A 22,486-nucleotide genomic window follows, 5' to 3' on the forward strand; every position below is an offset into this window, starting at 1 on the left:
CACCCGCCCGATCGATGGCGAGCATATCTACTCTATTAGGGTGAGACGGCCAGGGCGCGTCGAAGTAGATGTTGGGCACAACGAGCCGTTGAAGCATAAGGCGCGCGACGGCATCTCGTGCCCGCAACTCCATCCTTCGACCGGAAATCCGCGCTGGCTGGCGTGTCGTCTGTCGTGTTCTCATGGCTCCCCCAAGTTCGAGGCCCGCGCAAGATCAGGAAAGGTCCTGAAAACCCACCTGACAAACCGCTCCGCGTGGAGCGCCGCTTTCTTAATGTGCTGCTCTTGGTCAGTGCGTTGATCGTCGTACACGAGGTTCGTTTTGTTTTCCACTAACCATGCATAATGCGACACGCCAGCATCGTCCACGTGCATTTCCGAGCACAACCGCATCAATTCGCGTACGCTTTCTCGATGGTTCGGGTCACTTCCGCGTCTCGCTCGCTGGAAAACGAGAAGAGCATCTGCCATCGAGATACCCGTATGCACTGCAAGAAGTGGAATGGCGGTTGCGTACGCCCCACCACCAGAATACTCTGGATCGCCGCCTATTAATTGCATTGTCAAATAGAATGCATCGGCGCGCGTCAAGTGATGAACATAGTTCTCTTTGTTGACCAGCTTCACGCGTTTTCAAACGCCTCCCGCCCGCGTCGAATAAGCTCCTGCAGCGCCTGACCGGGAAATTCGGCGCGCATGAGCGACTCGCCAATCAGGAAGGCTTCATAGCCGGCGTCGCGCAGGCGGCGAATGTCGGCGCCGGACTGCAGGCCGCTTTCCGCCACCTTGAGCACGCCGGGAGGAATGTTGCGGCCCAGGCGCACGGCGGTATTCAGATCCACCTGGAAGGTGCGCAGGTCGCGATTGTTGACGCCGATGATGTCGCAGCCGAGATCCAGGGCGCGTCCGAGTTCATTTTCGTCGTGCACTTCGCAGAGCACATCGAGGGAGAACTCGCGGGCGACGGCGTGCAGGCGGCGGAGTTCGGCAGGGTCGAGCGCGGCCACAATCAGGAGAACGGCGTCGGCGTGATTGGCGCGCGATTCCAGCAACTGGAACTCGTCCACGATGAAGTCCTTGCGCAGGCAGGGCAATTCAGCGGCGGCAGAGGCCTCGCACAGGTTCGCGAGGGAGCCCTGGAAATACTCTTCGTCGGTCAAGACGGAAAGTGCGGCGGCGCCGGCGGCCTCGAGTTGCGAGGCGAGGCCGGCGACATGAAAGCTGCCGCGGATGACGCCGCAGGAGGGCGACGCTTTTTTCAGCTCAGCAATGACAGCGGGACCTTCGGCGGAGACGCGACGCAGGGCGGCAGCAAATCCGCGCGGGACGTGCTCCGCAGCGCGCTTGGCGAGTTCGGCGCGATTAGCCAGCGGCTGGTTGTTGGCCACGCGCCGGCGGGCCGCGGCTACGATCTGGTCCAGAGTCGTGGGCATGGCGAAGCTTTGATTATAGAGGGGAAACGGCGTTGGGGCGGTAGTTAGATCACCCGATCACCCGATCACCCGATGTGTTCAGTGGTCGTGCTGGTGTGCGCCGCCGCCGGTCGGCGCCTGCATCTGCATGGTCCCACCGAGTTCCTGCTGTACGGAGGCGGGCAGCTTGTCGGCGTTTTTCAGCAGGAGGCTGACCTGCCACATCTGAGTTTCCGACAGCGATTGGCTGAAAGCAGGCATGCCGGTGAGACGGATGCCGTTGGACACTTTCCAGTAAGTCTCGCCTGCGGGGTCGTCGGTGACGCCGTGGCCTTTGAACAGTTGCGGCGGCTTGGGATATTCGCCCTTGGCGATTGGGGGTTCGGGCGCGCCGGGCAGGCCATGGCAGACGGCGCAATGCAACTTGTAGATCAACGCACCAGTCGTATAAGCGGCATCGTCGGCCTGGATGGGGGCGTTCTTGGGCGCCTGCTTTTCGATGTGCGCCTCCAGCGCCATGTTGGCCAGCTTTTTCTCGAAGGGCATGGCCTGGGCGGAGGTGGCGACCGGAGCGTAGCCGCCGGCAAAGTAGATGTAGGCGCCGGCGGCGATGCAGACCAGTGTGACGATGATGCCGAGAATGAAGCCTTTCATGTGTCCTCGCTTCGCGAGCGTTCATGGTCGCCCGGTACTCAGGTACTCGGTACTATTTCTTCTTCTTCACAAACCGGTAGCCGATGATCACTTTCAGGATCAGGCGGTCGGTGGAGCGCGTGGTGCCCACACCGGCGCCGGCGTTGAATTCCCAGTTGGGGGACAGATTCAGATCCACCGCCGGAAAAATCTGTTGCTCCTGCTCGGCGAGCGGATCGAAATTTCCGATCGGGCCGAGCGAGCCATAGTATTCCACCCCAACGGCGACTTTCTTGGTCAGGTCATAACTGACCTTCACGTTGGGCGAGAAATCGAACCCCTTATCGGCATTGGCGCCGACCAGCGCTTTCCCCACCGTGGGATTGAAGGCAAGGTACCAAGGCCCGATTTTCTTGTCCACGATGGGGCGCAGTTCCAGCGTCCATGTATCCGCGGAAAAGATACGCCGCTGCCAGCCAAACTCGCTGGACAAGCTGACGCCGACCGGCCAGTGCCATTTTTCGGGCGCGCGCACCCGCGGCCGGATATGCGAGCCGACATACTCCCAACCGTAACCGGAATGTGCGTAGGTGAAAATGTAGAACCCGGTTTCGAACCAGTCGTTCCAGCCGTGAGTGATTTCGAAGGTCTCGTGCCACGAGTGGTCGGTAGGACGCAGCCCGTTCTGCGACCCGTGGCCGGAGGGCGTGAAATTGGTGTGGGTCTCGAACATGGTGGCGCCGGGCTCGACGGTGTCGGAAGCGTAGACCTGGATTTCGTAATTGTCCTGCGCCAGCGCGGGAAGGCCGAGGCACAGCGCGGCAACCAGGACGAGTAGGAGTCGGCTCATGTTCGTTGGATTCGATGTGAACCAACCGGCCAGGTTGCCCTATTTTGCCAGTGGACGCCAGTAAGTGGTCATCAGCTCGCGTGCCCAAGCCGGCTCGCGCACCGGGCCACGCGGGCCGAAGGTCAGCATGTAGGGCTTGATGTCGAGCACCGGCGTGCCGTCAATGGCGTCGAGGTCTTCCACCGTGATGGTGAGTCCCGCGACGGAAACGAGGCGGCACACGGTCGAGCCGATGCGGCTGGGACGCATGCGGGCACGCTGGGCGAAGATGCCGACGTCGGGCCAGTCCGGGCGATTGCGCGGGTGGCGCGTGGTGTAAACGATCCGGGACTCGTCAAGTTGGTGGAAGTAGAAAAGGATTTCGACGTGCGAGAACTCGTCGAGGCCCTTGAGCGATTCGGGCGTGAAGCGCGCCGGGTCGAGTTCGATGCGCGCGGTCAGTCCGCCGAAGACTTCATCGAGCGGCTCGCGGATAGCACTGCGCACAACGCCTATGGGAGTGAGCGTTACGGGGGAGGACATGGTCGAATTGTACAAAAGCTGAACCGCGAAGGCCGCGAAGGACGCTAAGGCTTCTCGTTTGATGATTTTCCCTTTCCGTACTTGGCGTCCTCTGCGGTTTTGCTTTTCGCTGCTTGAGACGGACAGGTCTGGTTCGGTGCTCCGGACTCGGGACTCGCAACTAAGGACTCATCGCCGCATGCCCGGCGCGGCCGCCGCCTTCGCCTTGACGCTGTCGGCCATGTGCGGATAACCTCCGGCCACGATTATAAGGATGACCGGGGTCTCGTTCGCCTCCTGGAAAATTGAACCCTATGCCTGCCGAAGCTCCGGCGCAGACCGCAAAGCAGGAACCCACCGGCCTGGTACGCGGGCTTTCGGCGTGGGATGGCGTGTTGCTGGTGATCGGCGGCGTGATCGGCAGCGCCATCTTCCTGGTGCCGAAGGACGTGGCCACAGCGCTGCCTTCACCTCCGCTGTTTCTCGGCGTGTGGGTGGCCGGCGGAGCGCTGGCGCTGATGGGAGCGCTGGTGTTTGCCGAACTGGGCACGATGTTCCCCGAAGCCGGCGGGCAATACGTCTACCTGCGCGAAGCCTATGGCGATTTCGCGGCGTTCCTCTATGGCTGGCTCATGTTTGTCGCCGGCAATGGCGGCGGCATCGCCACTATCGCGGTGGCGTTCGCGGTCTATCTCGGGAAAGTGGTGCGGCCGCTGGAAGCGACTGTGGCGGTGCTGTCTTTGCCCGGACTGGGCTGGAAGTCCGGCCACGTGGTGCAGACGGCATGGAACCTGACCCGCGGCGACCTGGTGGCGGTGGCGGCGATTGTGTTGCTGACCTTCATCAACGTGCGCGGCCTGCGTCCCGCGGTGCTGTTGCAGAACGTGACCACGTGGATGAAGTACGTGGCGATTGCGGCGTTCATCGTGTTCGGCTTTGCGATGGGCAGAGGCTCCTGGTCGCATTTCAACATGGGCGGCGTGCGGGAAGCGCTGGCCCCCGGTCTCAGCCCGTTCATGGCGGCGATGGGCGTGGCGTTTATCGCCGTGTTCTGGGCCTACGAAGGCTGGGTGTACGTGGCGTGGGTAGCGGGCGAAGTGCGCGAACCGGAGCGCAACGTGCCGCGCGCGCTGATCATGGGTGTGCTGGCCGTCATCCTGATTTATTGCGCAATCAACGCTGCCTACCTGTACGCCCTGCCGGTGACGGCAATCGCGAAACAGGACGCGATCGGCCAGGCGGCGGCGCAGGTCTTGTTCTCGCCGGTGGCGGCGTACTGGATCACGGTGGTGATCGCGATTGCGTGCTTCAGCGCGACCTCGAGCAATGTCCTGGCGGGGGCGCGGATTTCCTACGCCATGGCGCACGACGGGCTGTTCTTTCACCGCATGGGCAATGTTCATCCGCAGCACCGGACGCCGGCGTTCGCGCTGATGGCGCAGGGCGCGCTGGCGTGCGTGTTCGCGCTGTCAGGCACCTACGATCAGCTGTTCACCTACACGGAGTTCGGGATGATCCTGTCGTACGTGGCGACGGTGGGCGCGCTGTTCGTGTTGCGCCGCAAGCGTCCCGACACGCTGCGGCCCTACCGCTGCTGGGGTTATCCGTGGATGCCGGCGGTGTACGTGGTGCTGATCGCCGGATGGCTGGCGAACACGACCTTCGAGCGGCCCAGGGAAGCGGTGTCATGCCTGGTACTCTCGGCAATCGGGCTGCCGGGGTATTTGTATTGGAAGAAAAGCTTTTAGCTCTTAAGCTTTTAGCTCTTGGCTCGCAGTCGAATCCGCCTTCTCTCTGCTCAAGCGCGGCATCGTTGGGACGTGGCGTAAAATCAGCGCAAAGCACCTTACAACCGATCTAGACGAGATGACCTTTCGTTTCAATCGCCGCAAGAATCCTGATCTTTTCGTGGATACGCTGCGGCACATGGTCACGGCACCAATACTCGCTTTTGAGAAACTCACTGCTCAATAACCTGTGCTCGCTTCCATCGAAGATTAGCAATAAATTCCGTGGCAATCCTTTCAAAGTCGGTATCGGACACGGTTTTGTTGCCAGTCGCTAGTGTAGTGTCCCATAAGTAACTAGCATAAGTAACGGCTTTGGGTTAAGCTGCCGGACATGCGAACCGGTCGCCCCAAACCTGCGCTTACTTTGAACCCAGAGGAACAAACCCAACTGCGCAGTTGGGCTGCTTCTCGCACTTTGCCCCACGCCTTGGTGTGCCGCGCCCGGCTGGTGCGGTGGTCGGCCCAGGGGCAAAGCAACACGCAAATTGCCCGCCGCTTGCACTGGACCAACGCCACCGTGGGCAACTGGCGGCGGCGCTTTGTCGAGCACCGGCTGGCGGGACTGTACGATGAGCTGCGTCCCGGCCGACCGCGCAGCATCGAGGATGAGCAGATCGCGGCCCTGCTCAAACGAACCCTCGCGCGCAAGCCGGCGGGCGCCACCCACTGGAGCGTCCGGCAAGCCGCCCAGGCCAGCGGCATTTCCAAGTCCACCGTTCATCGCGTGTTTCAACTCTTTGCCCTGCAGCCGCACCGCAGCCGCAGCTTCAAGCTCTCCACCGACCCGTTCTTGGTCGAGAAGGTCCGCGACATCGTCGGCCTCTATCTGAACCCGCCCGATCACGCGCTGGTGCTGTGCGTCGATGAAAAAAGCCAGATCCAGGCCCTGAACCGTACCCAGCCGGTGTTGCCCATGGGACTGGGCTACGTCGAGGGCGTCACCCACGACTACGTCCGCCACGGCACCACCACCCTGTTTGCCGCCCTCGACATCGCCAGCGGCGTGGTCTTTACCGAGTGCAAGCCGCGCCACCGGCACCAGGAGTTCCTCTCCTTCCTGCGCCGTTTGGATGCCTCCATCCCGGACGGGTTCGACGTGCACCTCATCGTGGACAACTACGCCACCCACAAGCACCCCAAGGTCCGCACCTGGCTGGGGCAACGCCCCCGCTATCACATCCACTACACCCCCACCTACTCCTCCTGGCTCAACCAGGTGGAACGCTGGTTCGCTCTCATCACCCAGCAGGCGATTCGTCGCGGCTCCTTCCGTAGCGTGAAGGACCTGATCGAAAAGATCGACGCTTTTGTGCGAAACTACAACCGTTCCCATCGCCCCTTCGCCTGGACAGCAACGGCCGATTCGATCCTGCAAAAGATCGCGCGACTTTGTTCACGTATTTCCGGCACAGGACACTAGCAGCAAGCCGCGCCCGAGTGTGAAAAAAAACTCGTATAAGTCTTCTTCATCCGGAGAAAAGCAAAAATTCTTCCTCTCTATTCCCTCATCATCGCGGAGTACATGCACGTAGCTGTCGCCGCCGACGTACTGAACAATCTTCTTTGCCGCGGACAGCACTTGCACTATCGCCACCTTGCCGGACTCCAAGGCCATGTAGGGCGTATATAGATGATCGCCGACAAACTGAACCAAGTCGCCACAACCCACAATTTCCATCGGCTTCATTCGGTGAACACTACTGCAATCAATGCTCCACGCTGCTGCCTTGTTCTCTTCTTGTGGCTTCGTAGCGACGAGCAACCTCATTCTCGTGCTGTTTTGATCCGGATATGTTGGGAACTCGTCTCGATAGAGCCCAAGCATGATTTCTTGCAGAAAGGCGCCTGTAGACTTCGTTGTTTGGGCCTTTTCCGGAGTCAGGCCGTCGAAGATGCGCTCGACCGCCGTGTCCATAAGATGGCCGTTCTCACACGCTCCCGTGATCAGCGCGCGCTGTCCTTCAATCTTCGTCGGAATTTTGTGAACTCGTCGGCGCATGTCACCGACGGTTTCGTCAACGTCCGCTCCAAAGACAACGCCCCCGTCGCACAGCATCCCTACCGCAATAGTCATGCGCGACCTCGGGGAGTTGGATGCATGTCTCAATAGAATCATGCACTCTTTTACTTCGTCAAAGGCATAATAATCCTAGCTTTTAAGCTCTGAGCTCGAGATTCTGCTAAGAGCTGCTGCCTCTGCCCGAGAAAAGCAAAGTCCCGGCCACAAGGCCGGGACTTTCCAATATTGAAACGCTAGCGGCTAAGAGCTAATAGCTAAGAGCTTCTTTACACCGGTTCAACCGGCCGTTCCGCCGCCGCCACGGGCGATGCCTGCGATCCTGCCGACTGCGGCGGTCCGGAGGGTTGCGGCGACCCGGGACGGACGTTGGCCGTGCGCGGCAGTTCCGTGCGTACCGTCGCCCGCTCATCGAACTTTCCAAAGATCATCTTCCCCGCCGTGGTCTGCAACACGGAGGTGACGGCGATATCGACGGTCTTGCCGATCATCTTGCGCGCATTGTCCACCACGACCATGGTGCCGTCGTCCAGGTAGGCCACGCCCTGGTTGTACTCCTTGCCTTCCTTCAGGATGAACACGCGCATGGCCTCGCCCGGCAGCACGATCGGCTTCAGCGAGTTCGCCAACTCGTTGATGTTGAGCACTTCCACGCCCTGGAGCTGCGCCACTTTGTTGAGGTTAAAATCGTTGGTCACGATCTTCCCCTCCATCAGCTTGGCCAGCTCGATCAGCTTCATGTCCACTTCCCGCACCGCGGGAAAATCGTCTTCCACGATCTGCACTTGCAGGGTCGCGATCTTCTGGACGCGCTGCAAAATGTCCAGTCCGCGCCGCCCGCGATTGCGTTTCAGCGAATCGGCGCTGTCGGCCACCAGTTGCAGCTCGCGCAAGACGAACTGCGGAATCACCAGCACGCCATCCAGGAACCCGGTCTCGGCGATATCCGCAATCCGCCCGTCAATGATGACGCTGGTGTCCAGGATCTTGTAGCTCTTCTTGGACTGTTTTTCTCCACCGAAAATTCCGCCCAGCGCCGACAGGTTCAGCAGGTCGCCCTTGTTGGCTCCGACAATCAGCCCCACGTAAGCCATCAACAGGATGACCAGCAATTGCAGGAAGCTTTGCGTCGCGCCGGGCTTGAGAGAATTGCGGATGACGATGCTGAACAGGTAGGCGCCGATAATGCCGAGAATGCTGCCAATGGCCGCCCCGATCAGGCGCTTGAGGCTGATCTGCCGCAGCCGCATCTCGAACAGCACGATGGCCAGGCCGATTCCCGCCCCCACCACCATATCCGGCACGGGATTGAGCCCGAACGGCTGCAGGAAGTAGCAGACGGCGGCCACCACGACGACAAAAATTGCCCGTATGAGGACAATGTCCAACTGAACCTCCCCCCAGCCGAAAAACGGGTCGGCTGAAGTACCGTCACGAGTTCACCGGTTCGGGGGTTCCGATCAACCCGGGATAACGAGGTTATAAATGTATGCTTTTATATCACCTGATTAGCCCGCCGTGCACGCCAAATTGCGTCGGCGCAAACCGCAAGTCCCATTCCGGCATGGCATTCCAGACGCTGCCTGCACCCCGGGGTCAGGTTCCTTGCCACCGTTACTTCCACCTGTTACGTTGAATTTGGAGTTATGGAGCATCCCTGCCATCAGTGCGGTACTGCGGTGGAAGACGGGACCGCCTTCTGTAAGCACTGCGGCGCCCCTCAGATCCGGGTAATCGGGGAGGAGCGCGCTACCGAGCCCCTTCTCCCCGGTACTCCGGCTGAAATCCAGCCGCCCGCCGAACCGGTTTCCCTGGGTGGCGCCACGCCAGCCGCGCCCCTCGGCATTGACTGGTCCCAGGCTGTGCCCGCCGCCGCGCTGGCCGGATTCTTCCTGGCGATTGCCTGGGTTATCCCGTTTCTTGGCTTTCTGTTATGGCTGGTTGTCGGGGGCGTGCTGGGGATCGCGATGTATCGCCGCCGCGTGCCACAGGCGACGCTCACCCCGGGTCTGGGCGCCCGCATCGGGGCGGTCACGGGATTGTTTGGATTCGTCGTCTTCGCCGTTCTGTTCGGCTTGGAATTGCTGGTAAGCCGCGGCAGCGGCCGTTTTCGCCAGATGCTGCAGCAGATCGTCGAGCAGGCCGCCGCGCGCAACGCCGATCCCCGCGCCCAACAGGCCATCCAGCAGATGATGACCCCCGCCGGCCTCGCCCTGCTGGTCACTATCGTCCTGGTGGTGTTCCTCGCCGCCTTCCTCGCCTTATCCAGTATCGGCGGGGCTCTCGGCGCCTGGCTGCTGGGCAAGAGTCCGCGCGACCGGCAAAGCTAGATTTGCCATTGGCCATTAGCCGCCAGCCGTGTGCCAACCGCGACCAGCCCTGACATCCAAGGTATGCGCAATCAGCTGCGCGGAAACGCGCGCATGCCTGACCAAGGGCCAATGGCGAATGGCCAAAAGCTAATTGCCAATCGCCAATCGCTTCTTTATGATTCCCCGGCCATGAGTTCCACTCCCACCTCAACACCCAAGCTGCGTCTGAAGGCGCAACTGATGTCCGCCTCCGAGATCGAACGGACGCTGGTGCGGTTGGCGCACGAAATCATCGAGAAAAATAACGGCATCAAGGACCTTGCCCTGGTGGGAATTCGCCGGCGTGGAGTGCCGATCGCGCAGCGCCTCGGCAAAATCATCCAGCGCATCGAAGGCACGGCCATCCCGGTGGGCATCCTCGACATTTCGCTCTACCGCGATGACCTGTCCACCGTCGGCCCCAAGCCGCTGGTGCAAAAGGCCGACATCGGATGTCCGGTCACCGACATGAACATCGTCCTCTGCGACGACGTTCTCTACACCGGCCGCACCACCCGCGCCGCGCTCGACGCGCTGGTGGATCACGGCCGCCCCAGCCGCGTGCAACTGCTCGTCCTGATCGATCGCGGCCATCGCGAACTGCCCATCGAGGCCGGGTTTGTCGGCCGCACGGTGCAGACCACGCGCAACGAGATCATCGAGGTTAAGCTTCAGGAAACTGACAGCATGGAGAAGGTGCTGCTGGTGGAGAAGGAAACCTGATCGCGAACGCCAACGCTCCGGCGGCGCGGCGCAAGCTGGCGCACGCGTCGTTGCTGGGCATTGAACAGCTCGAAACCGACGAGATCGTCGCCATTCTGCGGCTCGCCAAGCGCTTTCAGCGTGCCCGCCCCCGCCCCTTGTTCAAGGAAAAACGGGTTGCGCTGCTCTTCTACGAGGCCTCGACGCGCACCCGCATCTCCTTCGAGTTTGCCGCCAAAGTGCTGGGCGCCACCACCACCATCGTGCACCCCACCGCGTCCAGCGTCGAGAAAGGCGAGTCGCTGATTGACACCGGCCTGACCATCCGCGCCCTCGGCGCCCAGGTCATCATCATTCGCCATCCCTCGTCGGGCGCGCCCCACGTGCTCGCCCGCCATGTGGATGTCCCGGTCATCAACGCCGGCGACGGCATGCACGAGCACCCCTCGCAGGCGCTGCTTGATGCCTTCACCATCCTGCAACATAAGCAAACCTTGCGCGGACTGCGCGTGGCGATTGTCGGTGATATCTTTCACAGCCGCGTGGCGCGCTCGGAAGTGCACCTGCTGGGCCGCTTCGGCGCCAAGGTCATGCTGTGCGGGCCGCCGGAACTGGCGCCCGATTCGGCCGCAAGCCTCGCTCCCGGCGTGCAGGTGACGCGCAACCTCGGCGAGGCCCTGCGCGGCGCCGACGTGGTTATGGTCCTGCGCATCCAGAAGGAACGCCTCGCCGGCAAACAGATCAGCGTCGAACAGTACATCGCGCAATACCAGGTCACGCCCGAGCGGCTGAAGCTGGCCAAGCGCGACGCCGTCCTCATGCATCCAGGCCCGATTATTCGTGGTATGGAATTGACCGGCGAACTGGCCGACAGCCCGCAGTCCGTGGTGCTGGAACAGGTGGCCAACGGCATTCCCGTACGCATGGCAATCCTGGCCCGCGCGCTGGAGATTCGAGTTTAGGTATTCGGTTTTCGGTTTTCGGTTTTCGGTTTTCGATCGATGGCGAAGAAACCACAACCCGCAACCCGTCGCGATGACAAACCATCGCCCAATTCCCTGCTCATTCGCGGCGGCCGCGTCATCGACCCTGCCACCAACACTGATGCCGAACTCGACCTCCTGCTGCGCGACGGTCGCGTCGCCGAACTCGCCCCCCGCTCCAAGCTGATCGGGCGGGCTGCCGAAACCCTCGATGCCCGCGGCCTCATCGTCGCCCCCGGCTTCATCGATCTCCACGTCCACCTGCGCGAGCCCGGCCAGTCGCACAAGGAAACCATCGCCACCGGCACCGCGGCCGCGGCGGCGGGCGGCTTCACCTCCGTCTGCCCGATGCCCAATACTTCGCCGGTCAACGATTCCGTCGAAATCACCGCCTGGATGCAGGAGGCAGCGCGCGGCGCCGTGGTCAACATCTTCCCCGTCGCCGCCGCCACCCTGGGCAGCAACGGCGAGCAGATCGCCGATTTCTACGCTCTGCAGCGCGCCGGGGCCGTCGCCTTCACCGACGATGGCAAGCCGGTTCTCGATGACAAGCTCATGCGCGAAGCGCTCAGCCTCGCCGCGCGCCTCAAGGTTCCGGTCATTCAGCACGCCGAGGACACGTGCCTGACCGCCGGCGCCACCATGAACGACGGCCCCATGGCTTTCCGTCTCGGACTCCGCGGCATGCCCGCCGAAGCTGAGTCCAGGATCGTGGAACGCGATATCGAACTGGCGCGCGCCACCCAGGCACATCTGCACGTCGCCCATCTATCTACCGCCGCCGCCCTCAAAGCCGTGCGCCGCGGCAAGCGCGACCACATCCACGTCACCTGCGAGGTCACGCCCCATCATTTCACCCTGCTCGATGAAAACGTCGGCGAGTACGATTCCAATTTCAAGATGAACCCGCCGCTGCGCTCCGCCGCCGATCGCGAGGCCCTGCTCGCCGCCCTCGCCGACGGCGCCATTGACGCCATCGCCACCGACCACGCCCCCCACGCCGAGCACGAAAAAGAGGTCGAGTTCGATCGCGCTCCCTTCGGCGTCATCGGACTGGAAACCGCACTGGCGCTGGCCATCACCCGCCTGCACCGCGAAAAAAACGTGCCACTGCGCCGCCTGGTCGAACTGCTTTCCACCAACCCTGCGCGCATCATCAACCTGCGCGGACGCGGCACCCTGGAACCCGGCGCGCACGCCGACGTCGTCATCTTCGATCCCAAGAAGCGCTGGACTTACCAGGCCTCCCAGTCACTCTCCAAGTCGCGCAATACGCCATTTGACGGCTGGACCTTCACCGGCAAAGTGATGGCGACGATTGTGAGTGGGAATTTTGTGTACCGCAGCTCCTAGCTTGTACCTGTTAGCCCTTCTAACCAACAAGCGTATTAGTCCGGGTTTCAAGTTTGAATCTAACATGGTAGTTTATGCTTCCGTCGGGGTGGCTTCGCTTGAGCGGAGTCCTAGCAACGAAGGAGGCACTCCACGAGGTACCAAACGTATATCAGTGTGGGAGGTAATTATGGCTGAAGGAACAACCGAGCACAAAACAGAGAAAATCAAGATGTGGACAGCGATTTTTGCCCTCTTCCTTGCGGTGATTTCTGCCTTTACTGCGGTTGCCGCGCTTATTGACCGCAGCAAGGCTCAAGCCACGATCAGAGACTTGCAGGCACAGCTGCAGACGATCGGGGGGAAGTATGAGTGGCAATGGGCTGGGGACCGCTGGATAGGGGGGCTCACCATCACCAACGATGAGAGCGGCCGTCTAAGGGCTAAGGTCGATGTGAAACAGCGGTGTCGTGATACATGGGTCGAGTTCATGAAGGGCGAAGGGCCCGTCTACCAGCAGGACGGCGGGTTAAGGCTGGAGATTTCGTCTCAAGTCACAAACCACGACTACGGCTGTAACGTCACGCATACCGCCAGCCCTACCGTGAGCGGATTCTTGCAACCGACGATTGCATTTGCTGGGCCTGTGAAGTGGAAAGAGAACGGCCAAGAAGGCCCTGGCGATATGGTGCTCGTGCGCTACACATCATCAAACAAGATTTACTAGAAGAGCTTCTCCACGAACATGCAATCCCCGTACGAATAAAACCTGTACCTCTTCTCCACCGCATGCTTGTACGCTGAAAGCACCTGCTCCCGCCCGGCAAACGCGCTCACCAGCATTAACAGCGTGGATTTCGGCAGATGAAAATTCGTCAGCATCGCCCCTACAATGCGAAATTCAAATCCCGGGTAAATGAAGATGTCTGCCTCTCCGCTCCCGGGTGCGATCTCCACGGTTTTGCTCGGTACTAGGTACTCGGTACTCGGTACTCGCGAAAGCGCCGCATACTCCAACGTCCGCACCGTCGTGGTCCCCACCGCCACCACCCGTCTCCCCGCCGCCAGCGCGCCATTGATCTGCGCCGCCGCTTCCTCCGATATCCGGTACCACTCGCGATGCAGCTTGTGCTCTTCCACCTTCTCCGCATGCACCGGCTGAAACGTCCCCAGCCCGACATGCAGCGTGATCTCCGCCGTCTCCATCCCCCGCGCCCGCATCCGCTCCAAAATTCCCGGCGTGAAATGCAGCCCGGCGGTGGGCGCCGCCACCGACCCCCGCGCCCGTGCATAGACCGTCTGATACCGCTCACGGTCCGCCGGCGCATCCGGACGCGCAATATAGGGTGGCAACGGCACGTGCCCGATCCGCTCCACCACCGCGAAAAAGTCCTCCACCGGCTCGAATCGCAGGGTCCGCTCGCCAAATTCCCCGCGCGCAATCACCTCCGCCCGCAGCTCCCGGTTTTCGCCAAAAAACAGCTTCTCTCCAACCCCGATCTTTCGCCCCGGTCGAACCAATGCATTCCACACCAAGGGATTTTCCGCCGTCGACCGTAGACCGTCGACCGTCGACTCCACCGGTCCCGTGAGCAAGACTTCCACTCTACCCTTCAGAAATTCCTTGGCCGCGGGATTGCGCTTGCTTACCGGCTGCGATCTTGCCCCGCTCCTGTGTCCATACAATCGGGCCGGAAACACACGTGTGTCGTTGAACACCACCAGGTCATCGGGACGAAGCAGGTCTGGCAGCTCGCGAAACCAGCGGTCCTCCATTCGACCAGTCTCCCGCGCCAGGTGCAGCATGCGCGACGCCGCCCTGTCCGCCAGCGGTGCCTGCGCGATCAGTTCTTCCGGAAGGTGGTAGTCGAACGCAGATACGAGCACGGGTAATCTCGTAATTTTGTATTTGGTAATTTAGTAATTTTTCGGGCCGTGTTCCGGCAAATTACCAGATTACGAAGTTACCAAATTACGAAATCGGCCGTTTGCCTGCCCCCGCTCCCGTGCGTTACCATGCTCGGGCCCCGAAGGCCAGCGCAATTACTACATATGTAGTTAATGAAGAGCGAACGCCAGCACCGGGAAGACATCGTGCGCTTTGGCCGCATGCTGCACCAGCGCGGCTACATTGCCGCCACTGACGGCAACCTCTCCGTCCGCATCGACCCCGAGACCGTTCTCTCCACCCCAACGGGCATGAGCAAGGGCATGCTCGAGCCCGAGGACCTGGTGGTGGTGGACATGAAGGGCAAAAAGGTCACTGGCCGCCGCCAGGTGTCGAGTGAAATCGGCATGCACCTGCTCATCTACTCCCTGCGTCCGGACACCCACGGCATCGTGCACGCGCATCCGCCTACTGCCACGGGATACGCCGCCGCCGGCCTGCCGCTGAATCAGGCGCTGATCTCCGAAATCGTGCTTTCCCTGGGATGCATTCCCCTGGCGCGCTACGCGACGCCCGGAACGCCTGAACTGGTGGCGGCGCTGGAGCCGCTCGTCCCGCAGTACGACGCCATCCTGATGGCGAACCACGGCGTCGTCACCTACGGCGAGGACCTGACGCGCGCCTACATGAAAATGGAAACTGTCGAGCACTTCGCGCAGATCACGCTGGTCACGCACCTGCTCGGCCGCCAGCAACTGCTCACCCAGGACGACGTCAGCAAGCTCATTGACGCGCGCGAGCGCTACGGCCTTACCGGACCGGCGAAAGGAACCGTTGCCTGCCCGGTGACGGCGGGTTCTGCGCCGCCGCCATCGCGGGAATCAGCCGGCGTCCTGCCCTTCGCCCCCGCCAAAGGTGGGGAAGGTCCTAAGCCGCAGGACGGAGGCGGCAAGATCACGGTTACGCGCGAGGAACTGGCCGCCATCGTGGAAGACGCGCTGCGCCAAACCGGCAAGCGGCGCTGGTAATTGGCAATTCGCCATTGGCAATTGGCTATGGGCCGCGTAAGATTCCGGTTCTTACATTACTGGGAACCGGCAACTGACAACCGAAAAGCGAGAACTCATAACGGGAGACTCACATGGGTGAAGCATTGGGAATGATTGAAACGCGCGGTCTGGTGGCGATGATTGAGGCCTCCGACGCCATGGTGAAGGCCGCCAAGGTCACGCTGGTGGGCTGGGAAAAGATCGGCTCGGGCTACGTCACCGCCCTGGTGCGCGGCGATGTGGCCGCCGTCAAAGCCGCCACCGACGCCGGCGCCGCCGCCGCGCGCCGCGTCGGCGAACTCATCGCCGTGCACGTGATCCCGCGTCCGCACGCCAGCCTGGAAGACGTGCTGCCCATCGGCCGCGTCATCACCGCCAAGGCCGGAGCCTAGGAATTGGTAATCGGGTAATTTGTAATTGGGCAATTTGTCCGAAGCCCGTTGGCAATCGAGCTTTCGTTTTCAATTGCAAATTACAAATTGCAAATTACAAATGCAGCGGGCCGTTCGCGCCCGCAAGGATCATTGCGATGCTTCTCGCACGCGTAGTAGGCACGGTAGTCGCCACGCGCAAGGACGACCGCCTGCAAGGCCGCAAGCTGCTGGTCTGCCGTTCGGTCACGCCGGACGGCACGGTGGAGGGCGGCTACGTCGTCGCCGTGGACACGGTGGGCGCCGGCGTTCATGAAACGGTGCTGCTGGTGAGCGGTTCCTCGGCCCGCATGGCCGGCGGAAAGGAATCGCCGGTGGACAGCGCCGTCGTCGGCATTGTGGACGAGGTCCGCACCGAGAACGACTCCGAGTCTTCGTCTTACAACAAGCGCACCACCGCCGTCGCCGGCAAATCGAAACACTGAGGGTAATTGCCGAATTGCCGAACTGCGGAATCGGTGAATTGGTTTTCAATTCGGCAGTTCGGCACTTCCGCAATTCCGCAATGGGTTAGCTCATGATGCTCGCGAAAGTCATCGGCACCGTGGTTTGCACCGTCAAGTACCCGACGCTGGAAGGCTGCAAGCTCCTGGTGCTCCAGCCGGTGAACAAGGACGGCGTTCCGCGCGGCAAGACCCTGGTCGGCATTGACGCCGTCGGGGCCGGGGTCGGCGAAACCGTGTACTGGTGCCGTGGCCGCGAAGCCGCTCTCGCCTTCGATCATGAAGTCGTCAGCGACGCCAGCATTGTCGGCATCGTGGACGAGATCACCGCCGCCGATCAGTCCGGCTCCGCCTCATCGGCCGCTGGTCCCGCCTGCACGGCTGTCGGTCCGGCGTCCCCCGCGGCGCCTGCCGTGAAATCGCGCGCTGCCGCCGAGAAGCGAGGCCGCCGATGATCATCGGACGCATCCTCGGCGAAGTGGTTGCCACCCGCAAGCACAAGTCGCACGAAGGCCGGAAGGTGCTGCTGGTGCAGCCGCTCGCGCTTGACGATTCCGCCCGCGGCGAGCCCATCCTCGCCCTCGACACCGTGGACGCCGGCGTCGGCGACCGCGTGCTCGTCGTCCAGGAAGGCTACGGCGCCATGACCGCCGCCGGCCGCCCCAACTCTCCGATTGATATGAGCGTCATCGGCGTGGTGGACGAGATCGAACTAGCCGCTGACGAACGCTGATCAACGCTGATCGAAGACCTTCTTCACCACCGAGTCACCGAGTGCACCGAGGTTCACCGAGAATGACTTGACTCCTCGGTGCGGCTCGGTGTCCTCGGTGTCTCGGTGGTGAACTCCTACTCTCCTCCGATGCGAAATCTCATTCCCGCGCGGAAATTCGCCCGCAGCGCCGGATATCCCGCCGACTCCTCGTAATGCCGGTTGAGTGCGTTCTCGATATTCACATACGCGGTCATGCGGCTGTTGATCGCGCGCCACACGCCGAAATCCACGCGCGCGTAGCCCGCACTGTGCGTCACCGGCGGCAGCAGCCCCAGGAAATCGGAATCCGTGCGGCGTCCCAGAGCGGTCACGCCCACATCGCCGCCCCAGCGCCGCGCCGCGTACACCGCCAGCATCGAAGCCGCGTGCTTCGGCCGGCGCAGCAGCGGCGCGCCCGCGCTCAGCAGCGGATCGAACGCCAGCGGCGCGTTCAGGATCTGGGTTGAGGTGTAGGTATACGACGCGTCCACGCTCAACCGCGACCACGGCCGTGCCCGGAATTCCACCTCCGAGCCGTGCGCCAGCGCGCGGTTGATGTTCAGATACTGGCTGACAAACAGCACCGGATCGAAGTTGAACTCAATCTGGTTGGTGAACAGGTTGTTGAAGTAGGTCGCGCCCAGCCAGTACTTACCCCCGACAAAGCTTTGCTGCACGCCCGCTTCCAGCGATCGGTTCTCCTCCGCCTTCAGGTTGGGGTTGGGAATGATCCCGAATCCGCCGACGCCGAACGATTCCTCCAGCCTCGGCTCCTTGATCCCGGTGCCGTAGGCAAACCGCAGCCGCGTGCCGGAAAAACTCCGGCCGCCCTTCAGCGCCAGCACACTGGCGGCAATCCTCGGCAGCACGCGATTGCCGAAACTCTCGTTGCGCTCGAAGCGCGCGCCCGCGATCACCGTCACGCGCGTCCAGGTCAGCACCTCCTGCCCGAACACCGCGTGATTGCGCCGCAGCCCGTGGCCGAGCGGCAGCGAGGTCAGGTCTCCCACCCAGCCGTTCTCGTCCTCGAAGTGATAGCCGACCGTGGTTCGCGCCCAGCTTCGCGCTACGTAATCGCCCTGGTAGTCGAAGCCGGCGCGATTGAGGTTGGCAAAATCGGAAAACGGGAAATCGAAGTTGCCGAACGCCGGCGAGACGCGTCCCGGATCCATGAACGTGTCCACCACCGAGCGCCGGTGGTGATATTCGAAGCCACTGAAGCGGTGCTGCCAGCGCGATGGGCCCGCGATCGTCAGCTCGGCGCTTGCCAGGAAGTTGTTCTGCCGCGCGCGCGCGTCGCTGTCCGGCGGCAACAGCGGCTGGCCGTTGAAGTTCCAGAAACCCTGCACGCCGGTGCGGTCGGTGAAATGCCGCGTGCGCAGCCGGAATGTGGCGCGCGGCGCAATCTGTACCCCGATGTTGGCGCCCTCCAGCGAACTCGAATATTGGTCGTTGCTCCCCTGCCCGCTGGTGTTGAACTGCTCGCCGAACAGGTTGTAGTCGAATCGTCCGCGCGCGCCCGCCAGCGACACGTAGCCGCGCGCCGTGCCGAAGGTTCCGCCTTCCGCGCCGAAGCGCACCTCCGGCGTGCGCGTGGTTCCGGTCGCAGTCCAGGTCTGAATGACGCTGGTCATCGCGTCCGAGCCGTAGAGCGTGCTCTCCGCGCCGCGCACGAACTCCAGCCGGTCCACCTGGTACATCGGCGCCACGCCGAAATCGAAGGTGCCTCCGGGATCGTTCACCGCGACGCCGTCCACGATGACCTTGTTGTAGCGCGAGTCGCCGCCGCGCACGAACAGCGACGACAATCCGCCGCGCCGTCCGCTGGCGCTCACGATGGCTCCCGGAAGGAAGCGCAGCGTGTCAATCGCGCTCACGGGCTGGGTGGATGTCAATGCGTCCGGACCAAGCGACGACGTGTCGGAACCTGTGTCTTGACTGGGCAGGGGCGTGCGCTCCGCGCTCACCACCACGGTTGCCGCCGCGCTTGGCAGCTCCAGCTTGACCGTGATCTCGGCCTCGTGAGCGACCGAAGCCGCTTGCACGAGATTGACCTTTTCCCGCGCAGCCGACGCGTTGGTCATCGCCGGTGCAAATCCCGGGGCCAGCACTTCCACGCGATATGTTGTTGCGCTCAGTCCGCTGAACGCGCATGTTCCCTCGGCATTCGTCGTGCGCACCGCGACCGCGGTCGAGCTGTTCTGCGGATATACGGTGACGCGCGCGCCCGCCACCACCGCGGACTGCGGATCAACGACTTTGACCTTGAGCTCGGAGGCAAAGCTGCTCGCGACGGCCACGCTCGCCACCAAGATAAGAGTGGCAATGATGCAACGCGATAGCAATGGGAACCAGCCCGCAAAGCGGGCGGAATTCGTTAGCCCACCGCGGAAGCGGTGGGAAAGCTGGAAGAAGAAAGCAGAGCGCCAGCGGCGCGACACAGGGACAAGCACGGCCATCCTCCTTTGCACGCGAAAGGGGTTGTGGTTGGCGGTTCGCGCCGGTCTCCTGGCTTGCGACTTCTTCAGTTGTGAGTTGTGAGTTTTGAGTTCTGAGCAAGAATGCGATTGCTCAAAACTCAGAACTCACAACTCAGAACTCGACGCGCCTTCCCATCTTTCGACAGTGGCAGCGCCGGCGTACAGCGTCGCTTACAGTTGCGCGGCAGCGCGGGCTTTGCACCCGCTTCCCGTACGCGCGAACCAAGGTTGTCAAAGAACGTCACGCGAGCGCGTGAGCGGTACGACTCTATGGCCGATTGGAAGTTATGTCAATGTCGGCGGCGATGGCGGGTGGCTGATAGCTCTGCGCTACGGCACGAAGCGTAACCTGTGCGATGGCCTACCGCGCTGCTTGATTCGCGCGGCGCTTCTCGAGTTGCTCGACCACGCTATCGAGATCGGGATAACCGGCGCCAAGGCTCCGTGTGAGCCAGTTTCCGCCGCGCTCGGCAATCCGCTCGCCGTCAGCAATCACTTCGAACTGACCGGTCTTGCCAGGCGTCGTCACGGCATCAATGTTGAGGCGCTTTTTGATGAGGGTCACGAGACTCGCGACCTTGGCCCTGTTGTTCTGTCACGTCGGGCAGTGAACGATCTCGATCTTCATTCTGTTCCCGTCTCCGTTGGACGAAACCGCGTGGCTTCGCCGGTTCGTTGCGAGCTTTGGGGATTGTAAACCAGAATCCCGGGCTGACCTTGAAACACGGCGATAAGTGTATGGCCATCTCACCCACCTTCATCGCGTCCTTTTGCATCAGTGGGACTGGCGTGAACAGCGCCTGGCGCTAGTTACGCACCTGCGCTGTTCTCGCCGAACGCGGTTTCGGCGGACTGGCGGGCGTGGGGTTGCTCCTGAGCGGAGCAAGCTAGCGGCCCAGCGGCATTATCCCACCGAGGAGAGCACCATATCCTCGGTCGAATACAAACTGCGAGCATGACTCCGAGCCAGAGCGACCAAGTAGAAACGCTTTTGTGGGAGCACAGTGTTGGTTGCGACTTGGCGAAAAACGCCGTCGTCTCCACTGCTGTAGTAGAGGTCGTATCGGCTGCTTGGGAAGAAGGCAAGCACCTTCCCAATGGAGCCGCCGTACCGTTCCAACCCCGTTTGCAAGTGGACCTCAACGAAACAGTCGGGGGCGTGCGACCCGAGAGTGGCCCTGGCACCTTCGAGAACTTCGCATTCGAACCCTTCCACGTCAATGTAGAGAACATCCGGGGGACCGAAGGTGGCCGATAAATCGTCGATGGTGACCACCTCAACCAAATGAGCGCCGGCCTCGTGCTGGCTCACCGCGACTTGCCCATTCATGGCTCGGTTAAACCAAAGCTGCCCGCGCGTTGACGATGCCGCCGCCTCGATCAGCTTGACATTGTCGATGTCGTTGAGTTCACAATTTCTGCGGCCCGCTTGCACGTTATGGGGATTGGGCTCAATGGCCCACACGAATCCGTTTGGCTTCGCTTCTCTCGCCATCATCATTGCCTGGAGGCACTGGTTGGCGCCCGCATTGAATACTTTTGCGCCCGGAGCAAGCTTATGCCGCTTGAGCATTGCGATTTCAGCAAAGGCGCTCTCGTCGTAATCCTTGTCGAGCCACGAAGCACCGTCGAAGTCAATCAGTTCGACTTGCAAGTCGTAGGCGCCGTACCGGTGCCGAACAACCCGGGCGTTAAAGCTTCGAAATGAATACTCAGCCCAGGCCGACTTGAGCATCGCCACGGCCCAGTAGGGAAGAGTACGGCGGAGGAGTTTTCGTAATGGCGCCAAATATGTCAGCAAAGGCTTCATTGCGTCGCTAACCTGCCGGCACTTTAGCCCCGCATTCCGGCCACTGCAATAACTCCCCTTTCTCACTCCAAGAATTGCTTCCCTTCCTGGAACCGGGTCCAAAATGGCAGGGTCGACTCCCATGGGGAGGTCACGGAGAACAGCCGCATCTGTCCACCACCTTCTTCCCCGGTTTGCGGCGCCGGTGGCCAATACGGAACGAGTTAGCTCAATGCGGCTTCTGCGCTTTGGCGGGCGCGGTCGAGGGCCGCCTGCATTTCGGCGTGAATCGCATCCAGCGCCGCGCCGTCGGCCTCGGGCGACACGTTCACGGCACGGCTGACGCGCAGCACGACCTGCGAAAAAGGCTTGGGGATGATGAACCGGTCCCAGGAATTGAGGACCCAGGCGCGCTCCACGGCGCAATGAAACGCCAGGATCGGCAGCTTCACATTGCGCGCCAGCAGCACCGGCCCGGGCTTGGCGACGTAACGTGGGCCGCGCGGGCCGTCAATGGTGAAAGCCACGGCGCGGCCCTGCTCGATCTCGGTGTGCATGCCGAGCAGCGCGCGTACCCCGCCTCGGGTCGAGGAGCCGCGGACGGCGCGGTAGCCGAATTTCTCGATGATCCGCGCGATGTATTCCCCGTCGAAGCTGCTGCTGGTCATGACGGCGATGCCTTTGCCGCGGTACCAGTACAGCGCCGGAATCACGCAGCGATGCCAGAAAACATACACCGCCGGGCACATCCACTCGCTGGCCGGGCCGCCTTCTTCGATGGAAACGGTGTAGCGCAGCGTGGGGCCGATCAGCTTCACCAGCAGCCATCCCGCCGCGGTGATGAGCGCGAGGGCGAGGCGCTGCCGGAACGTGAAACGCTCGGCGAGTTCGACTGCGGCTGAGGAAGTGGTCGTCTGCAATTTGGTAATTTCGTAAGTTGGTAATTTGGTAATTTTTCGCGGCCTACGGGACTTGTTCTCTCCAGTTCGTCTCCCCGGCTGCCGCCGTGTGTAGACCAGGGCACGCACCTTCGGTGCTCTGCAAATTACCAAATTACGAAATTACCAAATTACTAAATCGC

The 22,486-nt window shown here is 62.0% G+C and carries 25 protein-coding genes and 1 riboswitch; of the genes, 13 read left to right on the forward strand and 12 right to left on the reverse strand.

Going from position 1 to position 22,486, the window contains the following annotated elements:
- Nucleotides 1-180: 180 nt before the first annotated feature.
- The 5 genes from LAN70_00825 to LAN70_00845 form a co-directional block, all read right to left on the reverse strand.
- A complete protein-coding gene (locus tag LAN70_00825; protein MBZ5509691.1) occupies nucleotides 181-627 on the reverse strand; it encodes a hypothetical protein in 447 nt (148 codons plus the stop codon).
- A complete protein-coding gene (gene trpC / locus LAN70_00830) occupies nucleotides 624-1,433 on the reverse strand; it encodes an indole-3-glycerol phosphate synthase TrpC (GenBank protein ID MBZ5509692.1) in 810 nt (269 codons plus the stop codon). The genes LAN70_00825 and trpC overlap by 4 nt, the downstream gene beginning before the upstream one ends.
- A 78-nt stretch (nucleotides 1,434-1,511) precedes the next feature.
- On the reverse strand, nucleotides 1,512-2,066 hold the full coding sequence (locus LAN70_00835; GenBank protein ID MBZ5509693.1) for a c-type cytochrome: 555 nt from the start codon (nucleotides 2,064-2,066) through the stop codon (nucleotides 1,512-1,514).
- Between the two features lie 52 nt (nucleotides 2,067-2,118).
- On the reverse strand, nucleotides 2,119-2,895 hold the full coding sequence (locus LAN70_00840; protein MBZ5509694.1) for a hypothetical protein: 777 nt from the start codon (nucleotides 2,893-2,895) through the stop codon (nucleotides 2,119-2,121).
- 39 nt (nucleotides 2,896-2,934) lie between these two features.
- Entirely contained in the window at nucleotides 2,935-3,417 is a 483-nt protein-coding gene (locus LAN70_00845) for an SAM-dependent methyltransferase (GenBank protein MBZ5509695.1), read from the reverse strand.
- Nucleotides 3,418-3,710: 293 nt separating this feature from the next.
- Between LAN70_00845 and LAN70_00850 the strand changes: the two genes are divergently transcribed.
- The 3 genes from LAN70_00850 (at nucleotide 3,711) to LAN70_00860 (ending at nucleotide 6,606) form a co-directional block, all read left to right on the forward strand.
- Complete coding sequence (locus tag LAN70_00850; protein ID MBZ5509696.1) at nucleotides 3,711-5,144, forward strand: amino acid permease; 1,434 nt, start codon at nucleotides 3,711-3,713, stop codon at nucleotides 5,142-5,144.
- Nucleotides 5,145-5,190: 46 nt separating this feature from the next.
- The gene (locus LAN70_00855) at nucleotides 5,191-5,370 is read left to right on the forward strand and encodes a hypothetical protein (GenBank protein ID MBZ5509697.1); all 180 of its coding nucleotides are present in this window, start codon (nucleotides 5,191-5,193) and stop codon (nucleotides 5,368-5,370) included.
- A 147-nt stretch (nucleotides 5,371-5,517) separates the two neighbouring features.
- Nucleotides 5,518-6,606, forward strand: coding sequence for an IS630 family transposase (locus tag LAN70_00860; protein ID MBZ5509698.1), 1,089 nt, complete (start codon nucleotides 5,518-5,520; stop codon nucleotides 6,604-6,606).
- Here LAN70_00860 and LAN70_00865 read toward each other — a convergent pair.
- Nucleotides 6,580-7,260 carry a hypothetical protein gene (locus LAN70_00865; protein ID MBZ5509699.1) on the reverse strand — a complete coding sequence of 227 codons (681 nt, stop codon included), beginning with the start codon at nucleotides 7,258-7,260 and terminating at the stop codon, nucleotides 6,580-6,582. The two genes, LAN70_00860 and LAN70_00865, sit on opposite strands and share 27 nt — an antisense overlap.
- 212 nt (nucleotides 7,261-7,472) lie before the next feature.
- Nucleotides 7,473-8,591, reverse strand: a complete 1,119-nt coding sequence (locus tag LAN70_00870) for a TRAM domain-containing protein (GenBank protein ID MBZ5509700.1) — start codon at nucleotides 8,589-8,591, stop codon at nucleotides 7,473-7,475.
- A gap of 258 nt (nucleotides 8,592-8,849) precedes the next feature.
- Here LAN70_00870 and LAN70_00875 point away from each other — a divergent pair, with 258 nt between their 5' ends.
- From LAN70_00875 to LAN70_00895, 5 genes are all read left to right on the forward strand, one after another.
- The gene (locus LAN70_00875; GenBank protein MBZ5509701.1) at nucleotides 8,850-9,533 is read left to right on the forward strand and encodes a zinc ribbon domain-containing protein; all 684 of its coding nucleotides are present in this window, start codon (nucleotides 8,850-8,852) and stop codon (nucleotides 9,531-9,533) included.
- A 222-nt stretch (nucleotides 9,534-9,755) separates the two neighbouring features.
- Complete coding sequence (gene pyrR / locus LAN70_00880; GenBank protein ID MBZ5509702.1) at nucleotides 9,756-10,277, forward strand: bifunctional pyr operon transcriptional regulator/uracil phosphoribosyltransferase PyrR; 522 nt, start codon at nucleotides 9,756-9,758, stop codon at nucleotides 10,275-10,277.
- Between the two features lie 35 nt (nucleotides 10,278-10,312).
- Nucleotides 10,313-11,218: an aspartate carbamoyltransferase catalytic subunit gene (locus LAN70_00885; protein MBZ5509703.1), complete on the forward strand. Its 906-nt coding sequence runs from the start codon at nucleotides 10,313-10,315 to the stop codon at nucleotides 11,216-11,218.
- A 39-nt stretch (nucleotides 11,219-11,257) separates the two neighbouring features.
- On the forward strand, nucleotides 11,258-12,592 hold the full coding sequence (locus tag LAN70_00890; GenBank protein MBZ5509704.1) for a dihydroorotase: 1,335 nt from the start codon (nucleotides 11,258-11,260) through the stop codon (nucleotides 12,590-12,592).
- Nucleotides 12,593-12,761: 169 nt separating this feature from the next.
- Complete coding sequence (locus LAN70_00895; protein MBZ5509705.1) at nucleotides 12,762-13,298, forward strand: hypothetical protein; 537 nt, start codon at nucleotides 12,762-12,764, stop codon at nucleotides 13,296-13,298.
- Here the strand turns inward: LAN70_00895 and queA are convergent.
- Nucleotides 13,295-14,458: a tRNA preQ1(34) S-adenosylmethionine ribosyltransferase-isomerase QueA gene (gene queA, locus LAN70_00900; GenBank protein MBZ5509706.1), complete on the reverse strand. Its 1,164-nt coding sequence runs from the start codon at nucleotides 14,456-14,458 to the stop codon at nucleotides 13,295-13,297. The two genes, LAN70_00895 and queA, sit on opposite strands and share 4 nt — an antisense overlap.
- Before the next feature lie 174 nt (nucleotides 14,459-14,632).
- On the opposite strand from queA, the gene LAN70_00905 reads away from it, so the two are divergent.
- From LAN70_00905 to LAN70_00925, 5 genes are all read left to right on the forward strand, one after another.
- On the forward strand, nucleotides 14,633-15,487 hold the full coding sequence (locus LAN70_00905; GenBank protein MBZ5509707.1) for a class II aldolase/adducin family protein: 855 nt from the start codon (nucleotides 14,633-14,635) through the stop codon (nucleotides 15,485-15,487).
- A 113-nt stretch (nucleotides 15,488-15,600) separates the two neighbouring features.
- Nucleotides 15,601-15,900, forward strand: a complete 300-nt coding sequence (gene eutM / locus LAN70_00910) for an ethanolamine utilization microcompartment protein EutM (protein MBZ5509708.1) — start codon at nucleotides 15,601-15,603, stop codon at nucleotides 15,898-15,900.
- Nucleotides 15,901-16,037: 137 nt separating this feature from the next.
- Nucleotides 16,038-16,364: a EutN/CcmL family microcompartment protein gene (locus LAN70_00915; GenBank protein MBZ5509709.1), complete on the forward strand. Its 327-nt coding sequence runs from the start codon at nucleotides 16,038-16,040 to the stop codon at nucleotides 16,362-16,364.
- A 92-nt stretch (nucleotides 16,365-16,456) separates the two neighbouring features.
- The gene (locus LAN70_00920) at nucleotides 16,457-16,837 is read left to right on the forward strand and encodes a EutN/CcmL family microcompartment protein (protein ID MBZ5509710.1); all 381 of its coding nucleotides are present in this window, start codon (nucleotides 16,457-16,459) and stop codon (nucleotides 16,835-16,837) included.
- Nucleotides 16,834-17,115, forward strand: a complete 282-nt coding sequence (locus LAN70_00925; protein MBZ5509711.1) for a EutN/CcmL family microcompartment protein — start codon at nucleotides 16,834-16,836, stop codon at nucleotides 17,113-17,115. Before LAN70_00920 ends, LAN70_00925 begins: the two co-directional genes overlap by 4 nt.
- Before the next feature lie 116 nt (nucleotides 17,116-17,231).
- Here LAN70_00925 and LAN70_00930 read toward each other — a convergent pair whose 3' ends face one another.
- The 4 genes from LAN70_00930 to LAN70_00945 form a co-directional block, all read right to left on the reverse strand.
- Nucleotides 17,232-19,589, reverse strand: a complete 2,358-nt coding sequence (locus LAN70_00930) for a TonB-dependent receptor (protein ID MBZ5509712.1) — start codon at nucleotides 19,587-19,589, stop codon at nucleotides 17,232-17,234.
- Between the two features lie 27 nt (nucleotides 19,590-19,616).
- Nucleotides 19,617-19,879, reverse strand: a riboswitch (cobalamin riboswitch).
- Nucleotides 19,880-19,977: 98 nt separating this feature from the next.
- On the reverse strand, nucleotides 19,978-20,181 hold the full coding sequence (locus LAN70_00935; GenBank protein MBZ5509713.1) for a hypothetical protein: 204 nt from the start codon (nucleotides 20,179-20,181) through the stop codon (nucleotides 19,978-19,980).
- A 339-nt stretch (nucleotides 20,182-20,520) separates the two neighbouring features.
- Nucleotides 20,521-21,426: an FkbM family methyltransferase gene (locus tag LAN70_00940; GenBank protein MBZ5509714.1), complete on the reverse strand. Its 906-nt coding sequence runs from the start codon at nucleotides 21,424-21,426 to the stop codon at nucleotides 20,521-20,523.
- 203 nt (nucleotides 21,427-21,629) lie between these two features.
- Nucleotides 21,630-22,325 (reverse strand): lysophospholipid acyltransferase family protein, encoded by a 696-nt coding sequence (locus LAN70_00945; protein MBZ5509715.1) that lies wholly within the window; start codon nucleotides 22,323-22,325, stop codon nucleotides 21,630-21,632.
- Between the last annotated feature and the right edge of the window lie 161 nt (nucleotides 22,326-22,486).

The organism is Terriglobia bacterium (assembly GCA_020072845.1).
Classification (GTDB): Bacteria; Acidobacteriota; Terriglobia; order Terriglobales; family Acidobacteriaceae; genus JAIQGF01.

Bases quoted from the DNA above. Each gene is read 5' to 3' on its own strand.
- LAN70_00895 (MBZ5509705.1), top strand. From the start codon at position 12,762: ATGGCTGAAGGAACAACCGAGCACAAAACAGAGAAAATCAAGATGTGG.
- LAN70_00845 (MBZ5509695.1), bottom strand. From the start codon at position 3,417: ATGTCCTCCCCCGTAACGCTCACTCCCATAGGCGTTGTGCGCAGTGCT.
- trpC (MBZ5509692.1), bottom strand. From the start codon at position 1,433: ATGCCCACGACTCTGGACCAGATCGTAGCCGCGGCCCGCCGGCGCGTG.
- LAN70_00850 (MBZ5509696.1), top strand. From the start codon at position 3,711: ATGCCTGCCGAAGCTCCGGCGCAGACCGCAAAGCAGGAACCCACCGGC.
- LAN70_00915 (MBZ5509709.1), top strand. From the start codon at position 16,038: ATGCTTCTCGCACGCGTAGTAGGCACGGTAGTCGCCACGCGCAAGGAC.
- eutM (MBZ5509708.1), top strand. From the start codon at position 15,601: ATGGGTGAAGCATTGGGAATGATTGAAACGCGCGGTCTGGTGGCGATG.
- pyrR (MBZ5509702.1), top strand. From the start codon at position 9,756: ATGTCCGCCTCCGAGATCGAACGGACGCTGGTGCGGTTGGCGCACGAA.
- LAN70_00890 (MBZ5509704.1), top strand. From the start codon at position 11,258: ATGGCGAAGAAACCACAACCCGCAACCCGTCGCGATGACAAACCATCG.
- LAN70_00905 (MBZ5509707.1), top strand. From the start codon at position 14,633: ATGAAGAGCGAACGCCAGCACCGGGAAGACATCGTGCGCTTTGGCCGC.
- LAN70_00920 (MBZ5509710.1), top strand. From the start codon at position 16,457: ATGATGCTCGCGAAAGTCATCGGCACCGTGGTTTGCACCGTCAAGTAC.
- LAN70_00840 (MBZ5509694.1), bottom strand. From the start codon at position 2,895: ATGAGCCGACTCCTACTCGTCCTGGTTGCCGCGCTGTGCCTCGGCCTT.
- LAN70_00875 (MBZ5509701.1), top strand. From the start codon at position 8,850: ATGGAGCATCCCTGCCATCAGTGCGGTACTGCGGTGGAAGACGGGACC.
- LAN70_00940 (MBZ5509714.1), bottom strand. From the start codon at position 21,426: ATGAAGCCTTTGCTGACATATTTGGCGCCATTACGAAAACTCCTCCGC.
- LAN70_00925 (MBZ5509711.1), top strand. From the start codon at position 16,834: ATGATCATCGGACGCATCCTCGGCGAAGTGGTTGCCACCCGCAAGCAC.
- LAN70_00860 (MBZ5509698.1), top strand. From the start codon at position 5,518: ATGCGAACCGGTCGCCCCAAACCTGCGCTTACTTTGAACCCAGAGGAA.
- LAN70_00835 (MBZ5509693.1), bottom strand. From the start codon at position 2,066: ATGAAAGGCTTCATTCTCGGCATCATCGTCACACTGGTCTGCATCGCC.
- LAN70_00865 (MBZ5509699.1), bottom strand. From the start codon at position 7,260: ATGACTATTGCGGTAGGGATGCTGTGCGACGGGGGCGTTGTCTTTGGA.